The organism is Tabrizicola flagellatus (assembly GCF_008271465.1).
Taxonomy (GTDB): Bacteria; Pseudomonadota; Alphaproteobacteria; order Rhodobacterales; family Rhodobacteraceae; genus Tabrizicola; species Tabrizicola flagellata.
The window spans coordinates 20,169-36,398 of the sequence record NZ_VMDU01000019.1 but is presented as its reverse complement, the minus strand read 5'-3'; the positions used below and the strand labels follow the sequence as shown (position 1 = coordinate 36,398).

At 67.4% G+C, this 16,230-nt stretch carries 22 protein-coding genes; 5 read left to right on the top strand and 17 right to left on the bottom strand.

The window, feature by feature from the left end; all coding sequences use genetic code 11:
- The first annotated feature begins 102 nt into the window (after nt 1-102).
- Together FL625_RS16620 and FL625_RS16615 are read left to right on the top strand one after the other, a co-directional pair.
- A complete protein-coding gene (locus tag FL625_RS16620; RefSeq protein ID WP_290426960.1) occupies nt 103-393 on the top strand; it encodes a type II toxin-antitoxin system RelE/ParE family toxin in 291 nt (96 codons plus the stop codon).
- 11 nt (nt 394-404) lie between these two features.
- A complete protein-coding gene (locus tag FL625_RS16615) occupies nt 405-695 on the top strand; it encodes a HigA family addiction module antitoxin (RefSeq protein WP_200833978.1) in 291 nt (96 codons plus the stop codon).
- Nucleotides 696-922: 227 nt separating this feature from the next.
- Here the strand turns inward: FL625_RS16615 and FL625_RS16610 are convergent, their stop codons facing one another.
- From FL625_RS16610 to FL625_RS16540, 15 genes are all read right to left on the bottom strand, one after another.
- Entirely contained in the window at nt 923-1,090 is a 168-nt protein-coding gene (locus tag FL625_RS16610; protein WP_435532712.1) for a DUF7697 family protein, read from the bottom strand.
- Nucleotides 1,091-1,158: 68 nt separating this feature from the next.
- Nucleotides 1,159-1,596, bottom strand: coding sequence for a phage-derived protein YdaY family protein (locus FL625_RS16605; protein WP_149589789.1), 438 nt, complete (start codon nt 1,594-1,596; stop codon nt 1,159-1,161).
- A 2-nt stretch (nt 1,597-1,598) separates the two neighbouring features.
- Nucleotides 1,599-2,537 carry a phage tail tube protein gene (locus tag FL625_RS16600; protein WP_149589788.1) on the bottom strand — a complete coding sequence of 313 codons (939 nt, stop codon included), beginning with the start codon at nt 2,535-2,537 and terminating at the stop codon, nt 1,599-1,601.
- Nucleotides 2,538-2,562: 25 nt separating this feature from the next.
- Nucleotides 2,563-2,985, bottom strand: coding sequence for an acyl-CoA transferase (locus FL625_RS16595; protein WP_149589787.1), 423 nt, complete (start codon nt 2,983-2,985; stop codon nt 2,563-2,565).
- Between the two features lie 33 nt (nt 2,986-3,018).
- Nucleotides 3,019-3,363 (bottom strand): type II toxin-antitoxin system RelE/ParE family toxin, encoded by a 345-nt coding sequence (locus tag FL625_RS16590; protein ID WP_149589786.1) that lies wholly within the window; start codon nt 3,361-3,363, stop codon nt 3,019-3,021.
- Complete coding sequence (locus FL625_RS16585; RefSeq protein WP_200833976.1) at nt 3,363-3,620, bottom strand: type II toxin-antitoxin system ParD family antitoxin; 258 nt, start codon at nt 3,618-3,620, stop codon at nt 3,363-3,365. Before FL625_RS16585 ends, FL625_RS16590 begins: the two co-directional genes overlap by 1 nt.
- A 63-nt stretch (nt 3,621-3,683) precedes the next feature.
- The gene (locus FL625_RS16580) at nt 3,684-4,313 is read right to left on the bottom strand and encodes a DUF6441 family protein (RefSeq protein WP_149589784.1); all 630 of its coding nucleotides are present in this window, start codon (nt 4,311-4,313) and stop codon (nt 3,684-3,686) included.
- A gap of 4 nt (nt 4,314-4,317) precedes the next feature.
- Entirely contained in the window at nt 4,318-4,632 is a 315-nt protein-coding gene (locus FL625_RS16575) for a head-tail joining protein (RefSeq protein WP_149589783.1), read from the bottom strand.
- A gap of 6 nt (nt 4,633-4,638) precedes the next feature.
- Nucleotides 4,639-5,664 carry a major capsid protein gene (locus tag FL625_RS16570; protein WP_149589782.1) on the bottom strand — a complete coding sequence of 342 codons (1,026 nt, stop codon included), beginning with the start codon at nt 5,662-5,664 and terminating at the stop codon, nt 4,639-4,641.
- 48 nt (nt 5,665-5,712) lie between these two features.
- Nucleotides 5,713-6,093 carry a head decoration protein gene (locus FL625_RS16565; RefSeq protein WP_149589781.1) on the bottom strand — a complete coding sequence of 127 codons (381 nt, stop codon included), beginning with the start codon at nt 6,091-6,093 and terminating at the stop codon, nt 5,713-5,715.
- Nucleotides 6,094-6,148: 55 nt separating this feature from the next.
- Nucleotides 6,149-7,459 carry a S49 family peptidase gene (locus tag FL625_RS16560; protein WP_149589794.1) on the bottom strand — a complete coding sequence of 437 codons (1,311 nt, stop codon included), beginning with the start codon at nt 7,457-7,459 and terminating at the stop codon, nt 6,149-6,151.
- Nucleotides 7,459-8,970: a phage portal protein gene (locus FL625_RS16555; protein ID WP_149589780.1), complete on the bottom strand. Its 1,512-nt coding sequence runs from the start codon at nt 8,968-8,970 to the stop codon at nt 7,459-7,461. The genes FL625_RS16560 and FL625_RS16555 overlap by 1 nt, the downstream gene beginning before the upstream one ends.
- 3 nt (nt 8,971-8,973) lie before the next feature.
- Nucleotides 8,974-9,186 (bottom strand): phage head-tail joining protein, encoded by a 213-nt coding sequence (locus tag FL625_RS16550; RefSeq protein ID WP_036706918.1) that lies wholly within the window; start codon nt 9,184-9,186, stop codon nt 8,974-8,976.
- The gene (locus FL625_RS16545; protein WP_149589779.1) at nt 9,186-11,225 is read right to left on the bottom strand and encodes a phage terminase large subunit family protein; all 2,040 of its coding nucleotides are present in this window, start codon (nt 11,223-11,225) and stop codon (nt 9,186-9,188) included. The genes FL625_RS16550 and FL625_RS16545 overlap by 1 nt, the downstream gene beginning before the upstream one ends.
- A complete protein-coding gene (locus FL625_RS16540; protein WP_149589778.1) occupies nt 11,173-11,709 on the bottom strand; it encodes a hypothetical protein in 537 nt (178 codons plus the stop codon). Before FL625_RS16540 ends, FL625_RS16545 begins: the two co-directional genes overlap by 53 nt.
- Before the next feature lie 116 nt (nt 11,710-11,825).
- On the opposite strand from FL625_RS16540, the gene FL625_RS16535 reads away from it, so the two are divergent.
- From FL625_RS16535 to FL625_RS16525, 3 genes are all read left to right on the top strand, one after another.
- Nucleotides 11,826-12,089, top strand: a complete 264-nt coding sequence (locus tag FL625_RS16535) for a hypothetical protein (protein WP_149589777.1) — start codon at nt 11,826-11,828, stop codon at nt 12,087-12,089.
- A gap of 137 nt (nt 12,090-12,226) precedes the next feature.
- Nucleotides 12,227-12,787, top strand: coding sequence for a DUF3489 domain-containing protein (locus FL625_RS16530; RefSeq protein ID WP_149589776.1), 561 nt, complete (start codon nt 12,227-12,229; stop codon nt 12,785-12,787).
- Between the two features lie 106 nt (nt 12,788-12,893).
- On the top strand, nt 12,894-13,328 hold the full coding sequence (locus FL625_RS16525; RefSeq protein ID WP_160147807.1) for a hypothetical protein: 435 nt from the start codon (nt 12,894-12,896) through the stop codon (nt 13,326-13,328).
- 23 nt (nt 13,329-13,351) lie between these two features.
- On the opposite strand, the gene FL625_RS16520 is transcribed toward FL625_RS16525, so the two are convergent.
- The gene (locus FL625_RS16520; RefSeq protein WP_149589774.1) at nt 13,352-14,680 is read right to left on the bottom strand and encodes a site-specific DNA-methyltransferase; all 1,329 of its coding nucleotides are present in this window, start codon (nt 14,678-14,680) and stop codon (nt 13,352-13,354) included.
- Nucleotides 14,677-15,939, bottom strand: coding sequence for a site-specific DNA-methyltransferase (locus tag FL625_RS16515; protein WP_149589773.1), 1,263 nt, complete (start codon nt 15,937-15,939; stop codon nt 14,677-14,679). The genes FL625_RS16520 and FL625_RS16515 overlap by 4 nt, the downstream gene beginning before the upstream one ends.
- Nucleotides 15,940-16,230: the final 291 nt, after the last annotated feature.

Here is a 16,230-nt window from a genome sequence, read left to right as displayed (position 1 = left end):
CCACAAGCTTGGCGCATTGCGACGCCGTCGGGGAGAGCGGCATCCACCCCATCTTTTCAGCCATTCCGGTGAATCCTTGAATTATGTATCATAGCATGATACATGGCGATCATGATCATCAGCACGCGTGGAAAGCTCGCCGCCAGTGCGGCTCAGGGCCGCTTTGGCAAGGGGTTTCCTGCTGATCTGGTCAGACGGACGCGTGCCATGCTTTCGGCACTGGACGCGGCCATGGAACTTGAGGACCTGCGCTTTCCGCCAGGCAACCATCTGGAAGCCCTGAGCGGCGACCGCGCGGGACAGCATTCGGTGCGCATCAACGACCAGTGGCGCATCTGTTTCGTCTGGACCGATCAGGGTCCGCAGGATGTCGAGATCGTGGACTACCATTGAAGGGAATGACGATGAGCCTGATCACCAACCCCTCCCATCCGGGCGAAGTCCTGGTCGAGCTGTATCTGTACCCTTTGGGTATGAGCGCGCCTGCGCTTGCCCGGAAGTTGCAGGTTCCGCGCACCCGGATCGAACGGCTGGTCAAGGGTGAGACGGCGCTGACCGCGGACACGGCGATGCGGCTTGCGACCTATTTCGGGACGACGCCGGAATACTGGATGAATCTGCAGCGCGCCTGGGATCTCGCCCGCGCCCGCGAGACCGTCGATGTCTCAGGGATTGTGCCCCTGCAGGCGGCTTGATGCCTGTCCCGGTAGCCCGAGATGCGTAAAGCAGGGAAGCACCAATCCAGATCTGTCGGAGTACCGCAGGATGCGTCACGCAGGTTATTCGAGCCCGTCGTGGGCAAAGATGGCGACGGTACCCCAAGCAAACCACTGACCAAGGAGGCCCTCAAAGGTCTGGCAAGGGGTGCCTCCTCCGATGGGTATCGAGATCCAACGGATCGAACTTGATCAGGAGACCGCATTCAGTCTCCTCCAACTGATCGTTCCGCAATCTGTTCGTTCAGCCTGCGCACCATCACCGCCTCGACCTCGGGCAGCAGTTCGGCGGTGATCAGGGGGTTGATGCCCAGCGCCTGCGCCAGCGCGAGGGCGGCCCCCATGTCCCATCCGATGACGGCCCCCGGCGCGATGCGCAGTTGGCCGCCGAGGCGCTGGGTCAGGTCCCAGACCTGCCAGCCCTCGACGGTTTGCGGCCGGTTCAGTCTTGCGGGGCAGTCGGGGCAGGGGCCCGAGCAGGCCGAGCAGTAGCCGTCACCCCCGCCGAAGGACCAGTCGGCGAGGGCGCGGAGGCGTTTTTTTCCGCGTCCAGCATCAGACCACGGGCGACATATTGCGCCTGGAAGGCTTCGAAGACCGGCCAGATTTCGAGAAGGGCGTCGATCCCGGCCGGGCTGACGGGCACGAGGTTGCCGTCATCGTCGCCGACGCCTTCCCAATCCAGCAGCGCGCGGCGGGCGACGGCCTTGGCCATGGCCAGCGCCAAGTCCTCCTGGCTTGATGCCTCCGACAAATTGTCGATCAAGGGATCGGCGCGCGCCGAGACCATCAGCGCGGTGGTGAGAGGGGCCACCAGCACGCGAAGGCCGGGCAGCAGGTCCAGCCATTCGGGCCGGTTCGAAAGGTTCAGTCGGATCATGGTCAGTATCCCGTGACGGTGTTGACGAGGACGGCGGTGCACATGCGGGCAGGGCTGGCGGCTTTCGCGGCCTGCCAGTCGAAGGTCGCCTGGATGCCTTGCGGCCCCGGGATCTCGATCCGCGGGACGGGCAGGTAGACGGCATGGGCGGTGAAGGTGAAGCTGGCATTGGCCCCGAGGCTCCAGGCGAATTCCAGCTCGCAGGGCGTGCCGTCGATGGCTTGGGTGACGAGGGCGCTATCGGCAAAGCGCACCTCGATCCGGCCGGTCAGCGCAGCCATGCCTGGGTCGGCGCCCTCGATCTTGCCGTCGTTCCGGATGGTCTCGATCCGGTCGAGGCCGTTGGCATAGGTGATCTCGGCCGAGACGACGTTGCCCAGCGCCGTGCCGTTGCGCTTTACCACCCCGTTGAAATGGCCAAAGCGCTGAAGGCCCAGCGCGGTGGGCGTGACTGCGGCCGTGGTGGCTGCGATGGCTTCGCCCTGTGCGATCAGGCGGGCGGTCGCGGTCAGCAGGCCGGATCGGTTCATCTGCCACGACAACTGGTCCATCACGCAGCCCGCGTACATCGCGAACCGCGGCACCTCGGGCATCGCGACTTCGATGGCCATCGAGGGCAGCGTCCAGTTGCCTGACTGGAAAGTGTGGGTCTTGGGCGTGGTCCCCATGGTGGTCGGGGCGCCGAAGGCCGCCTTCAGCCAGAAACCGAAGGCCTCCACATCGATCGGCACCACCACCTCGCCATCGGCGGTGACGGCGTCCTTGATGGGGGCCAGGGGATCGCGGCCGTAACCGAGCAGTTCGCTGTTCAACAGCGGCTGCTCTGCGCCCAGTGTGGTGCGGGCGAAAGGCATCAGCCGATAGCCGCTGGCGGGCGGGGTGCCGTAAACCGTCTCGAACGCAAGCGCCATCTGCGCCCGCGCGCCTTGCGCACGTGCCATGGGGGTCTCCTCGATGTTTGGGGTGTCAGGCCAGGGGCCCGGTGGTGGTGTAGTGCAACACGACGGTGATCATCGCCGCCTTCAGTGCCGCTGCGCCCTCGATCGGCAGGTCGACGGAGGCCGGTGCTTCGGCTTCGACCCAGTCGCAAAGGCCGCCCAGCGTCCGGTCGGCCTCCAGCGCCGCGCCAACGGCGGCGATCAGGTCATCGTAGGCGCTGGCCCGGCCGCTGCCCGCCTGAACGACGACCTCCAGCTCGGCCCGGTGCTGGTAGTGATAGCGCAGGGGCGACAGCGTGACCTCCGGCTCGCCGGGCTGGCCGTCGCGCAGGATGATCAGCCCCACCGCCGGGATCCGCTCCGGCAGCGCCTCGTCGCGCAGGGTCAGGGCGTCAAGCGGCTGCAGCCGAGCGTGAAGAGCGGCGAGGACGGTTTCGCGGGTGGTGGGCATCCGTTGTTCCGGGGTTCCGGGACAGGCCCGGGGTCAGTGCTCCCCGCCGCCTTTCGGGAAGGGCAGGTTGGCCAGTCGTCGCGGCAGGTCAGCGCGGCTGTGCAGGAAATCGATGATGATCACCTGCTCGGAGTCCTCGATGAAGACCACGAAATGCTGGCCTGCCCGCGCGAAGCGCAGGTCCTCGGCCAAGTCGGGATCGATGAGCCGACGGCAATCCTGTGACATGGCGGTGCCCGCGGCGATCTCGCGGCAGGTGGAGATCAGGTCATCTTCATAGGCCGCCGCCTGTCGTGGACCGAAGGTCTCGATGGTCCAGCGTGCAATCTCGGTCAGCGAGGCCTCCGCCTGCCTTGTCAGGCGCAAGGGTTTCGGCATCAGGAATTGGCACGCGCGGCGGCAAAGGCCCGGCGGATCGCATCCTCGCCACTTCCCTCGGCCAGATCCCCGCGCCGGGCCTGTTCGAGCCCAGCGGTCAGACGGCTGCGCAACGCGCCAAGTTCCGCCTCTTCGCGTTCCAGAAGGCGCAGCCCGGCGCGCAACGCTTCGGACGCGTTCTGATACCGACCGGATGCCACCAGGCGGTCGACAAGGTCGGATTGCGTTTCGGTCAGGACGACGTTTCTGGTGGCCATGGGAGTCTCACGGAGGATCATTGGCAATATATGCCAACAAGCCTGCCATGTCGACAGGTCCCGTCATGACCAAGTTTCACCCCAACCTGCCACGATCCGCCCCGGCACGCCGTCGATGGCCCGCTCGGCATCCCGCGCCAGATCGAGCCGCTTGTGCAGCTTGACCTGGGGCACGAGGAGGAAGATCGGCACGGTGGTCAGCCCGCGGCCGGTCTTGGAGTGAGACGCCACGGCCCGGCCCTTCGAATTCAGCCGCCCCTCGGCCACCAGCAGGCTCGGACCGCGGCGGCGGTAGATGAAGCGCAGGCGCAACCCCGTGCGACGTTCCCATTCGCCGGGGGTGATCCGTCCGCCGCGGGTGGATTTGCCTGCGGCCGGGGTGGGGATCGCCAGCCAGAAGCCTTGGCGCGACCGTATCAGCGGCCCCGCATCATGCGCGCCGACAATCACCGGGGCGTTCGACCAGACCAGCGCCGCGGCGTTCAGGCTCTCGCCGCCCTTGGGCCAGGTAGCCAGCCGGATCGAGTTGCCGAGCCGCGTGCCCAACCCCGCGCCGGTGATCTGGCCGCGCCAGGCGGATTTGAGGCCCGTGCCTGCCGCGCGCATGGCGGTCGTGACGGCCTTCTCGCCCGCGGCGATTTCCGCCTGCATCATCGCGACGATGTCAGGATCGATGGTGAGCTTCAGTTTCATCGGATCACGCCGGGCGCAGATCGAGGGTCCAGGTCAGCCGTTCGCGATCCCGCAGCGGTTCCCCCTGGATGACGTGGCTGTCCGCGCCGATGACGATCACGTCGCCCGGCCGTGGGGCGGGCAGGTCGGCGACGCGCACATCCACCACCGTTGTGTCGCTGACGAACCGCCCTGCGCCGAAGTCGGTGACGCGGTCGGGCGCGCGGCAGATGATGCGGATCGGGCGTTCCTCGGACGTGGTGGCCGAGATCCAGAGGGCCGGGGCCGCCATGGAGGCATCGGTGAAGATGCGGTCCATGGCGGCGGCGAAGACGGACATGACAGATCAGTTCGAGCTGTGGATCCGGACGGCCAGACGCGGCCGTTTGTTCACCGGCAGGATCGAGGCCTCGGTCATCACGTCGATCCAGCGGCCTTTCTCGTCGAGATGCTGGCGGGCGTAGAGGGGCAGGCCGATGGTGTTTGCGGTTTCCAAGAGGTTCGCCGGGCCGCCATAGGTGGTGAAGGTGTCCATGGTGCCGAGGGGGAAGGCGATGCCCTCGTTCGCCGGGACAAGCCGTTCAGTGGCCTTGGTCGAGAGGGTCACCGTGCCGGAGTATTCCTCGAACAGGATCCCGGCGAAGGGAAAGTTGCGCCGCACATCCTCGCGCAAAGGCTGCGCGCCGGTCGAGGCGTAGAACTTGTAGGCCTCTTCCGTCTTGGGATGGGCGATCAGTTTGTCGAAGAACTCGCGGCTGACGAGGGCATGGACGCTGGTCATCGCCTCGCCCAGCAGATTGTCTTCGATGGCTCGCAGCACCTCGCGGACCTTGCCCTGCACGTTCGTTCCAGCCGTGCCCAGCACGAAGTCGACGGAGATCTGCGCGAGGCCGAATTCGGTGAAGTAGTTGTAGAGGGTGGTGCCCGCGCCGTCCTTCACGATGCCGCGCAGCGCGTTCATCTCCATGTATTCGCGCGTCTGGGCATGCTTGCGGCGCATCAGCAGCAGCTTGCGGTTCATCACCTCGACGAGGGGATCGGCTGCATCGAAGGCCCCGCCCAGCGCGGGCTGACCCTGGATGTCAGCAGGAAGAACCACGTCGTCATGCGGGATCCACGGCAGGGCGAACGACCGCATCGACCGGCCTTCCCGCGTGCCGACCGTGGCCGGGCCGCCGAGGGGGACGGAGGGCAGAAGGCTCAGGACGCCTTCGTACTGCTCGATGATCACCGACCGCTGGCTGACCCCTTCGAAGCGGAAGAGGCCGATCTGGGCGAGGCGGGTGTAGAGGTTGGGCAGAATGTTGATGGCCTGCGTCATCTCGGCCAGCGAATAGCCGCCAGCGTCGAAGGGATTGCGGACAAGGGTCATGGTGGGGCTCCGGGGAATGAGGGGATGGGCGCGGCCGGGTGGGCTGCGTCAGACGCCGTCGCGGGCGATGATGCCTGCGGCGGCCAGTTGGCCGATCTTGGTGGTGATCTTGGCCCCGTCATCGACGGTGGCGTCGTAGGCGAGCGCTGCGCGCGAGACAATTGCGGGGCCACGGGCTACGACGATGCCGGTGGCGTCCGCGAGGGTTGCGTCCACAGCATAGAGGAGAACAGCCGAGGCAGTCTGCGCGCCATCGGTGCCGCCACTGGTCGCGAGCTTGTATTTGCCGCTGGCCGTGATGCGGCCAAGTACGGCGCCGACGGGGTAGGACATGCCCGCGAGCAGCGTTACCACCTCGCGGGTGTAGTTCGGGTTGACCTCATATTTGAGGACGTCGCCCATGCTGGGCGGTTCCGTCAGGACGGGCATGGTTCAGTCTCCAGGATTTTGGTGGGGGTGGGTCGCCCGATCCGGGCGGTGCGCGTCAGCGCGCGGCGGCGGCCGATTTCTTCGCGGCCGCCACGATGGGGCTTTCCTTGGTGCCAGACGCCGGAGCGGTGGCGATGATGCCCGCGGCATCGCTGCGGGCGGCGAGATCGGCCAGGGCCTTGGCGCGCAGCGCCTCGGGCTTCAGTCCCTTGGCGACCGCATCGGCGGCGTCGATCTGGATGCCGAGGCGCGCGGCCTGCGCACAGACCTGCGCGACCTCGGCTGCCTCGGCGCGGATGGCTTCGGGCGACATCGCGGCCGCCGTGGTTTGCGGCGGCGCGACTGCCGCGGGCGGGGCCGGTTCCGGCGGGGTGACAGCGGTAGGCGCGGGCGCAGGCTGCGCATGATCTTCGGGGGCAGTGGTCATCATCGGGCCCTTTCCTCTGGGTGTGGTTGTGCCGCGGGGTGCGGTGGCGAAAGCGCGGAAGGCGGTGACGGGATCGGCCACTTCGTCGGCAAGACCGGCGAAGACCGCCGCCTCACCGCGGAAGACGGCGGCCTCGGTGCCAAGCGCTCGCAAGGTGTCGAGGCGGCGACCACGACCCTCGGCGACGGTTTCGGCGAAGAGCTGGCGCAGGTCTTCCAACTCGCCCGCGATCTGGGCGCGGACGGACTCGGGCAGGGGCTGATAAGGGTTCGCATCGACCTTGCGCGCCCCGGCATGGATCAGCGTGACGTCAATGCCCTTCTGGTCGAGCGCCCCGCTCATGTCGCTGTGCATGGCGACAACGCCGATGCTGCCGACAGCGCCGGTCCGGGGCAGGATGATCCGGTCGGCCTGCGAGGCCAGCGCATAGGCAGCCGAGAGGGCGTGATCGGCCACGAAGGCTTGGACCGGCTTCTGCGCCCGCGCGGCGCGGATGCGGTCGGCGAGGTCAAAGGCTCCCGCCACCTCGCCGCCGAAGCTGTCGATGTCGAGGGCGATGCCGCGGATGGCCGGATCGGTCAGCGCCGCCTGCAGCTGCGCCGCGATCCCTTCATAGGAGGTCAGCCCCGAGGATTGACCGATCCACGCCCCGCGATGCACCAGCGTGCCTGCGATTTCGATGACCGCGATCCCATCGACGACTGCGAAGGGCTGACCGCCATTCCGTGACTGGCGGTTGGTCAGATCATCACCGAACAACGACGCCCGGACGGGCAGGCTGGCGGCCTCCTGCGCTTCGGAGGCGATTTCGACCCCCTCCACGCTGATTTCTCTACCGGTAATCCGGGGCCCAAGCCCGGTCAGGAAAGCCAGCGCCTTGGCGGGATCGACCATCAGAGGCGTGTTGAAGACGCGCTGGGCGATCTGGGTGTGATGCATCATGCGTCCTCCGCGGGCCGGGGTTCCCGGTCCTCGCCATCCTTTTCCTGATTGCCGTCCTCCTGCTGATCCTGTCGCTGGCCCTCGGCATTGCCCGGCGTCGCGCCGCCGCCTGCCGCCTGCGCGGGTGACCCCGGCCGCCGGAAATCGAGCCCCAGCGCGGCCTCGCGCTTTCGTTCTGCGGCGATTTCGCGGTCGACCTGTTCGGCGTCGTAGCCGCGTTCGGCGATGGCTTGCGTGCGGGACTTCAGGCCCGCCTCGATCTGCAGAATCTCGGCGGCGGCATCCTTGGCCGGGTCGATCCAGTCCCATTTCGTGGGGAGCCAGTCGCAGGCGAGGTAGTGGCGCCGGTCGGTGGCATAGCCCGGCAGATCGATGGCGCCCGCCAGCACCGCCATGTCCATCCACCGCGTCCAGACCGCGCGGCAGAGCTGGTAGACCATGACTGAATGCTGGAAGGCCGAGATGCGGCGGCGGAAGTCGACCAGCGCGATCCGGGTGTTCGAGAAGTTCCCCTTCGCGGTATCGCCCGTCAGATAGCCATAGGGCACGCCCAGCGCCGCGCCGATCTGCAACAGCGTGCGGTACTGGAAGGGCTCGTAGGTCGACCCGGAGTCCGGCGTCGATGGCGTGGTCACGTCCTCGCCGGGGTCCAGTCGCACCACTTGGCCAGGTTCGACCTCCAGATCGTCCTCGGCCGGATCGAGGGCGGTTTCTGGCGCGGGGGAGGTGATGAACATCGCGAACATCGCCGCGGTCTTCTTCCGCTCCAGTTCCGCGTCGTCGTAGAGGTCCAGCGTGAACAGCTTCACCACGGCCGCGGCAAAGCGTGAGACACCGCGCAACTGGCCTGCCTCGACCGGGTCGAGGATGTGGATCACCTCGGACGCGAGCACGCGCACCGTCTCGCCCGCCATCCCCGGATCGGTCATGTCGCCCGGGTGGCGGCGCAAGAAGTGATAGGCCACCCGTCGCCCGATGCCGTCGAACTCGATGCCCTGCCGGATCGACCCCGCGCCGGGCAGGGCGCGGGTCATATCCTGGGGCAGCATTTCCGAGGGCAGCATCTGCAACTGCATGGGTACGGTCAGACCATCTTCGGGACGCCGCGTGCGAATGCGCAGGAAGACCTCGCCTGCCAGAAACACCTCGCGGGCCGCCCGGCGCTGCAGCCCGAAGAAGTCGGTCAGTCCCTCGGCATCGGCCTCGTCCGTCCAGGCGAGCCACAGCTTCTGCAATTCCTCCTTCTTTGCTCCATCCACGATCTTCGACGAGGGCTTGATCCCGTCGCCGACGACATGGTTCGCGAAGGCATCGACCGCATTCGCGGCATAGCCGTTATTGCGGACAAGCCAGCGCGCCCGGGCGGTGATCGTCTCGCCCGAGGCGGCGATCAGCGTGTTCACATGCGCCCGGGTGGCGCGGAATCCGCGCATGCGACGGTGGGACTGTGCCGCGTCAAACCCGCCGATGATGCTGCCGAGGCGGGCGCGGAAGGCGTCGAGCACCATGGGTCAAAGGCCCTTCGTCGCGACGGTGCCCCAGCGACGGCGGCGGGGCGTCGCAGAGGCGGTAGCAATCCGGCCCTCCAAGTCCCGAATGGCCGCGGCCAGTTCCGCGTCCGAGCCGTAGGTCACGGTCTTGCCGTCGTAGCTGACGCTGCGCAGCCCGGCGAAGCGGGCCTCCTGCAGTGCCGTGAGCAGCGCCTGCATGCGTTCCAGGTCCATCAGTCCCTCATGAAGTTCGGGGTGTAGGCCCGCCGTTTCCGGCGCGGCGTGGTCAGCGTTCCGGCCTTGGGCTGGGCCGGGTCGGGTGGTGGTAAGTCCGTCGCGACGGCTGCAGGCATGCGCGTTTCGACGCCCGCCTGCGCCTCGAGCCGCCGCCAGGTGGCCTCGTCCCACCGGTCGGCACCGAGGATCCACGCCGAGGCGCGGGCATAGACCCGGCAGTCCAGCGCCTCGTTCCGCTCGCGCATCTTCTGCCATTCCTGGTGGGCATAGCCGCGCTTGTTGCGGATCGTGACCAACTGCTCGGCCACCAGCTGTTTCAACCATTCGGTGTCCGCCCAGCCGGGGATGTGGATCGTGCCGGGGGCGTCGAGCACCCCGGCGGTGCGGTCCTCGTCCGAGGGCCGTTCGATCCGCAGGAACCGGTAGGTTTCCGCCTTGAACGTCGCCGTGGCCACAGACCAGAGCCTCGCCCCGCGGCGGAGCCGTTTCCCGCCGATGGTGGCATCGACATAGGTAGGGCCAGACACGGGTGCCGACCGGTTGGACCCTTCGAGGCCCTTCAGCGGCGCGACTTGCTCAAACCCGACCTTGCGCGACCAGGCATAGACCGCCGCAGCTTCGTAGCCGGTGTCGATGCCAAGCCGCGCCACGGTCATGAAGGCGCCGTTGGCATGTTGCCACGACCGGCCGAGCAGGGCGGTCAGCTTGTCCCAGGCTTCTGGGGCGTCAGGCCCGCCCGGAATGACGATGTGATCGACGAGCCAGCTTTCCATGCCCCGGCCCCAGGCCCAGATGTCGACCTCGATGCGGTCCCTCTGGACGTCGGCCCCGGCCGTCAGGAACAGCCCGGCCATGGGCACCGTGCCCGGCTTCCAAGCCTCCCGGCGATCCGCCAGCCGCTGCCATTCCGGTGCGTCGCCAGACTCGACCCATGTCTCGCCAAGCAGCGTGTTGCGCGCGGCGCGCAGCGTCTCGTCCGACCCCTGGGCCGCCAACCATTCCCGCGCCACGTCGGACCAGCTTTTCCACCCGAGCGGCGAATAGAGCGCCGAGAGGTGGAAGCCGATGGCCTTGGGATCCGTGGAAACCGCCGTCGCCCGCCATTCGCCGCGGGCCAGCATTTCGGTCTTGTTATGCTCGGCAATGGTCCGTTCGCAACCCTCGCAGTGATAGGCGGCGGTTTCGGGCTTTCCCTTCGCCCAGCGCAGCCGGTCGAATTGCAGCCACTGCATCGTGCCGCAGTGCGGGCAGGGCACGAAGTAGCGCCGCTGGTCGGATGCCTCGAATTCCCGCTCGATCCGGCTCAGCCCCCGAATCGTGGGGGTCGAGACCATGAACACCTTGCGCCGATGCGAGAAGGTGGTGGTCCGCGCCTCGGCCAGCGTGACCGGGTCACCTTCCTCGTCGGCCGAGGCGGGATAGGCATCGACCTCGTCCAGAAACACATAGCGCGCGGGCATCGACCGCAGGCCGGTGGCGCTGTTCGCCCCGGTCAGCACCAGGATGCCGCCCGGAAACTCCTTCGACAGCATCGAATTCCCGGCATCGCGCGACCGGGCTGGGTTCACCCGTTCGCGCAGCGCCGGGCTGTCCGCGATCAACGAGTCCAAGCGGCCGCGCGAGGTGCGCTTGGCCAGTTCGAGGCTCGGCAGCACCGCCAGCATCGGCCCCGGGGCGTGATGGATCACGAAACCGATCCAGTTGTTGCCCGCCTCCGTGGCCCCGACCTGCGCCGCCTTCATGAAGGTGATGCGCTGGGCCGGATGCCCGGGCGACAGCGCATCCATGATCTCGCGCAGGTAGGGGGCGCGGGCGGTGCGGTACCGCCCCGGTTCGGCTGCGCCGCGCGAGGACAGCCAGCGATGCTTATCCGCCCATTCCGACACCGTCAGGTTCGGATCAGGCCGCAGCCCCTGACGCCAGACCCGCAGCAGGTCCTCGGCGCCGTCGAAACCGAGGTCAAGGTCGGCCGTCAGATCATCGTCATCCGAGGGAAACCCGGAGGTCGGCGAGGGCGTCGAGCTGTTCGCGGACATGGGCTTCCAGCACCCTCTGCATGATCGCGGTCTCGATCGTCACCGATGCCCCGGATTGCCGTTCCACCTCCGCCATGATCTCTGCCGCCATCAGTGCGGCCACCCGTCCGGGCCAGGTCGCCCAGACATCCCGCGCCTCGCGCGCCAGGCGAAACACCAGCGTTTCCGCCCGCGCGCGGTCGACCAGCGTGCCCTTCTTCTTCTGGACCGCGATCTGCTTGTCCTGCGCGGCATAGACTGTCAGCAGCGTGCGCGCCTTGATGTAGGACGAGGTCTCGCCCGCACCGCTGACTAGCCCATCCCCACCAAGGCTGCGGCGCTGCTGGTCGGGGTCGGTCATCTCGGCCCGCCGCACATCCGAGGCCGCGGCGTTGATCGACCCGTCGTCATGGACCACCAGCCGCCCGTTCTTCCGAGCCTTCTGCACCCCGCCGCGGGAGAGGCCGGAATGGGCCGCATACTCGCGTTCGCTCATGCCCTTCATGGCGAGGATAATCCGATCAAGCTGATGATATTGCTTGGTATTCAGTTGATTAGAGGACGCGACAGAGCGAATCTGATCGCAAGGAAACGATGCAACTCACCGAAGGATGCCCCGCCATGACGACCCGCCGCGCCACCGACAGTGAGACCGCTCCCGCCACCGGTTCGAGGGAGCGGTCGAACAAAGCCCTCGACGCCTTCATCGCCGCCAAGGCCGAGATCGACACCATGCTGGAGCGCCTGAAGTCCCTTAGCGACGACCATTTCGAGACCCATCCCGACGAGATCCACTGGGGGCATGTCGGGACGCTGCAGCACTACGCGGGCCTGCTGCGCCAGATCACCGACAGCGCCTTCAAGGAAGGCGAACACGCCGCTTGACGCGCCCACAACGCGCGACGGCCGCCCCGTCCGACGACGGGGGTGAGCCCGGACCGTGGCCCCAGTGGGGCCGCGTAAGCCGGGCGAACGTCCGTAGAAGGCGCGCACACCGCGCACCACAGCGCCCGGAGGCCCCAATGACCACCCCGTCCGATACCCAGTCCCTGATCCTGTCCCGCGCTGCGACCCGTCCGGGGAACCTCGCCCTGCCTCTGCCCGAGGGGCTGGTCGGCGCCGCCGCCAGGATGGTGGTCGGCAAGATGATCGCCCGCGGCTGGCTCGAGGAGGTCGAGGCCAACCTGCGCCGCAATGAGCCGATGTGGCGCGAAACCGGTGACGGTCACGGCACAACTCTGATCGCGACCGAGGCCGGGCTGGAGGCCATCGGGATCGAGCCGCTGGTGGTCAGCGCCGTCGCCAATGTGCGGAGGGCGAAGCCCAAGGCGGAACCCGCGGAAACGCCCGAAGACACCGGCACCGCGAAACCCGTGACCATCCGCGCTGGCACCAAGCAGGCGCAGATCATCGCCATGCTCCAGCGGCCCGAGGGTGCCACCATCGCAGAGATGGTGGAGGCGACGTCTTGGCAATCGCACACAGTCCGGGGTTCGATCTCGGGCGCGCTGAAGAAGAAGCTGGGCCTGCCCATCACCCCGGAAAAGGTCGAAGGCAGGGGGACGGTTTACAGGATCAATTAGGTAGGCGAGCGCACTGGGGTGCGCGGCCGCCTCCCTACGCCATTCTTTCGTCCAAGTTCTTTTGAACCTTCGGGACTGAGAATCTGGCGAGTAGAACATGTCGGCAATGGCTGCATATCGGAGTGAAGCATTGGAGTTTCGTGGAATCAGGTTGAACCTGTTGTGGGTTCCCGGAAAGGGCGACGTCAGCCGAATGCCAACCGGACACGGGATCTATGCAGAGGTCCACTGGCCAACACGCAGTCTTCGGATCGGCGAAAGTCAGGCCGTTCGCGCACGCAACTTGTCCTATATTCGATGGGCAAATAAGCATTTCGAGGGCACCCACTCGCCGAAAGAGGCGCAGCGCAGGGGGCAGATCGTCGAACTGGTCAAGGCATGGGGAAGCAAGGGCTTGGAGCATTACCTGATCAGCAATGACCCAAGGCCTGCCGATCGGGAACTCCGGGTTGAATGCGAAAAATTCCTGCACGAATGGGCCCGCCAGCAAACTGAGTACGTTAATCTGAACACCCAACGCGGTTATCGCACCGTCAACTGATCGAAGCACCGCCGCCTCGCCTGTCATGCGGGGAGACGATGGCCAGTGCGCCCCGTCGCCAGCTCCCACCGCCGAACAGCCACGTCGCAGTAGACCGGGTCCAGTTCCACAGCGCAGCAGTGCCGTCCGGTGCGTTCAGCCGCGATCAGCTGGGTTCCGGAGCCGCAGAAGGGTTCGAACACCAGGTCGCCGGGATCGGTGAAGGCTTCCAGAACCACCTCGACCAGCGCCACCGGGAAGACGGCGGGGTGCGATCCGGCCGCGCCCAGCCCGCCCTTGTGGCGCATGATGCGGAAGACGCTGTCCGGGATGCGGTGGCTCTGGATCGCGTTGCCGTAGCCGGTCTTGCGATGGACCGTGCCGTCGGCCCCGCGAAGGCCGCCGCCGCCGAGGGTCTCGCCCGCGTGCTTGCTCTCGACCGTCTTGTTCGGCTTTCGCGGGTGGCGGTTGAAGTGGAAGATGAACTCGTGCGACGGCGCCAGCCGCCCGTTCCAGTCGCCCGGTAGGCCGGGCCCCTGGTCCCAGACATACCAGCCGAAGCGCCGCCAGCCCTGCGCGCGCATCCAGTCGAGCCAGCCCTCCCAATACGGGATCCATTCGCCATCGCGATGCAAAAGGCCGAGATTCACCAGCAGCTGGGCATCGGCCGTGACGGGAGCCGCGGCGAAGACGCCTTGCATCAGCGCATCCCAATCACCGACCTTTTCCTTCGCCGCGCCATAGTCGCGCTGCTGGGCATAGGGCGGGGAGGTGAACACCAGCGAGGCCTGCGCCCCGTCCATCAGCCGCGCCACCACGGCCGGGTGGGTTGCATCGCCGCAGATCAGTCGGTGATGCCCGAGCCGCCAGATGTCGCCGGGGCGGGTGATCGGCTCGGCCGGGGCCTCGGGGATGGTGTCGGCCGCGTCATCGTCGATGGGCGCGCGGTCGTCGGCATCGTGCAGCAGGGCGTCCAGTTCGTCCCCGGGGATCCCGATCAGCCCGAGGTCGAAATCCTCGGCCAACAGGCCGCGCAGTTCCTCGAGCAGAAGCGTCTCGTCCCACCCGCCCAGTTCGGTCAGCTTGTTGTCGGCGATCCGGTAGGCGCGGCGCTGCGCCTCGGTCAGATGGCCCAGGACGATGACCGGCGCCTCGGCCAGCCCCAGTTGCGCGGCGGCCAGGACGCGACCATGGCCCGCGATCAATTCGCCGTCGGCGGCGACGAGGCACGGGACGGTCCAGCCGAACTCGGCCATGCTGGCGGCGATCTTTGCGACCTGATCGGCATCGTGGGTCTTGGCATTTCGGGTGTAGGGCCGGAGGCGGGCGAGGGGCCAATGCTCGATCCGGCCGGGCAGGAGGGGTGCGTTCATGCCGCGAGCCGCTTGGCCTTCAGGGCGGTGAAGGTCTCGCCGGTTCCCGTCAGTACCGCCTCCTGACCCGTAAACGACTGCCACCGTTCGATAGCCACATCGACATAGGCCGGGTTCAACTCGACCCCGAAACAGACCCGGCCCGTGGTCTCGGCCGCGATCAGCGTGGTGCCGGAACCCATGAAGGGCTCGTAGACTGCCTGGCCGGGGCTGGAATTGTTCAGGATCGGCCGCCGCATGCATTCGACCGGCTTCTGTGTGGCGTGCACGGTGTCGGCATCCTGATCCCGGTTGGCGATCTGCCAGAGCGTCGTCTGCTTGCGATCCCCGGCCCAATGGCCCTTGCCTTTGGCGCGCACGGCATACCAGCAGGGTTCATGCTGCCAGTGATAGTCGCCGCGGCTGAGGACCAGCCGGTCCTTGGCCCAGATGATCTGCGACCGGATGGCGAAGCCCGCGGCGGTTAGGCTATCGGCCACGGTCCCCGCATGCAGCGCGCCATGCCAGACATATGCGACGTCGCCGGGAAACAGCGCCCACGCTTCGCGCCAGTCGGCCCGGTCGTCGTTCAGCACCTTGCCGGTGCGTTTGGTCTTCGCCGCGCCCGCCTGGTTGCGCCAGGAGGGATCATACTCCACGCCATAGGGCGGATCGGTGACCATGAGCAGGGGGCGGACATCACCGAGCAGCCGCCCGACCACATCGGCCGCGGTGCTGTCGCCACAGATCAGCCGGTGCGCGCCCAGCTGCCAGAGGTCGCCCGGCACCGACACCGGCGTGACCGGCAGTTCCGGAACATCGTCCTCGCCCTCGACCGGGCCATCGCTGCCCAGCGCCTCGGGATCCCGCAGCAGGGCGTCGAGATCATCGTCGCTGATGCCGAGCAGGGCCAGGTCGAAATCCTCGGCCAGCAGCCCCGCGATCTCGTCGCGCAGCAGAGCCTCGTCCCATTCGCCCAGTTCCGTCAGCTTGTTGTCGGCGATCCGGTAGGCGCGGCGCTCGGCCTCGTCGAGATGGCTGAGCCGGATCACCGGCACCACGGTCAGGCCGAGCATCGTCGCCGCCAGCACCCTGCCGTGCCCCGCGATCAGTTCGCCGTCGTCGGCCACCATGCACGGCACCGTCCAGCCGAACTTGGCCATGCTGGCGGCGATCTTCGCCACCTGGTCGTCGCCGTGCATCTTGGCATTGCGGGCATAGGGGCGCAGCCGGGTGATCGGCCAGGACTCTACCTGGCTCGGCGCGAAGACGAGGTCCATGGGGCGGGGCTCGGGATGTGGGGGAGGGGAAATGAAAAGCGCCCGCGAGGGGGTTCCTCCGGGCGCAATTCTTCGATGATCGAGGGGTAGGTCAATGGGGGCAGGTCTGTCAACACGAAAAACGAAGCGGATTCAACGGCTTCGAACGAATTGGCTTCCAGGGGTGGCTTCCCGCCCCCTGGCTTCCCCGAAGGTGGCTTCCCTGGCTTCCCGCCGGGAATCCACCGCGGCCAGATCGTGATTCCGCAAGTCGCTGATCTGACTCACGAATTCCGGCATCAGGTCGCAGGG

Coding starts and splice junctions, on each gene's coding strand:
- FL625_RS16620 (WP_290426960.1), top strand. CDS start 103: ATGGCGATCATGATCATCAGCACGCGTGGAAAGCTCGCCGCCAGTGCG.
- FL625_RS16615 (WP_200833978.1), top strand. CDS start 405: ATGAGCCTGATCACCAACCCCTCCCATCCGGGCGAAGTCCTGGTCGAG.
- FL625_RS16605 (WP_149589789.1), bottom strand. CDS start 1,596: ATGATCCGACTGAACCTTTCGAACCGGCCCGAATGGCTGGACCTGCTG.
- FL625_RS16600 (WP_149589788.1), bottom strand. CDS start 2,537: ATGGCACGTGCGCAAGGCGCGCGGGCGCAGATGGCGCTTGCGTTCGAG.
- FL625_RS16595 (WP_149589787.1), bottom strand. CDS start 2,985: ATGCCCACCACCCGCGAAACCGTCCTCGCCGCTCTTCACGCTCGGCTG.
- FL625_RS16590 (WP_149589786.1), bottom strand. CDS start 3,363: ATGCCGAAACCCTTGCGCCTGACAAGGCAGGCGGAGGCCTCGCTGACC.
- FL625_RS16585 (WP_200833976.1), bottom strand. CDS start 3,620: ATGGCCACCAGAAACGTCGTCCTGACCGAAACGCAATCCGACCTTGTC.
- FL625_RS16580 (WP_149589784.1), bottom strand. CDS start 4,313: ATGAAACTGAAGCTCACCATCGATCCTGACATCGTCGCGATGATGCAG.
- FL625_RS16575 (WP_149589783.1), bottom strand. CDS start 4,632: ATGTCCGTCTTCGCCGCCGCCATGGACCGCATCTTCACCGATGCCTCC.
- FL625_RS16570 (WP_149589782.1), bottom strand. CDS start 5,664: ATGACCCTTGTCCGCAATCCCTTCGACGCTGGCGGCTATTCGCTGGCC.
- FL625_RS16565 (WP_149589781.1), bottom strand. CDS start 6,093: ATGCCCGTCCTGACGGAACCGCCCAGCATGGGCGACGTCCTCAAATAT.
- FL625_RS16560 (WP_149589794.1), bottom strand. CDS start 7,459: ATGCATCACACCCAGATCGCCCAGCGCGTCTTCAACACGCCTCTGATG.
- FL625_RS16555 (WP_149589780.1), bottom strand. CDS start 8,970: ATGGTGCTCGACGCCTTCCGCGCCCGCCTCGGCAGCATCATCGGCGGG.
- FL625_RS16550 (WP_036706918.1), bottom strand. CDS start 9,186: ATGGACCTGGAACGCATGCAGGCGCTGCTCACGGCACTGCAGGAGGCC.
- FL625_RS16545 (WP_149589779.1), bottom strand. CDS start 11,225: ATGTCCGCGAACAGCTCGACGCCCTCGCCGACCTCCGGGTTTCCCTCG.
- FL625_RS16540 (WP_149589778.1), bottom strand. CDS start 11,709: ATGAAGGGCATGAGCGAACGCGAGTATGCGGCCCATTCCGGCCTCTCC.
- FL625_RS16535 (WP_149589777.1), top strand. CDS start 11,826: ATGACGACCCGCCGCGCCACCGACAGTGAGACCGCTCCCGCCACCGGT.
- FL625_RS16530 (WP_149589776.1), top strand. CDS start 12,227: ATGACCACCCCGTCCGATACCCAGTCCCTGATCCTGTCCCGCGCTGCG.
- FL625_RS16525 (WP_160147807.1), top strand. CDS start 12,894: ATGGCTGCATATCGGAGTGAAGCATTGGAGTTTCGTGGAATCAGGTTG.
- FL625_RS16520 (WP_149589774.1), bottom strand. CDS start 14,680: ATGAACGCACCCCTCCTGCCCGGCCGGATCGAGCATTGGCCCCTCGCC.
- FL625_RS16515 (WP_149589773.1), bottom strand. CDS start 15,939: ATGGACCTCGTCTTCGCGCCGAGCCAGGTAGAGTCCTGGCCGATCACC.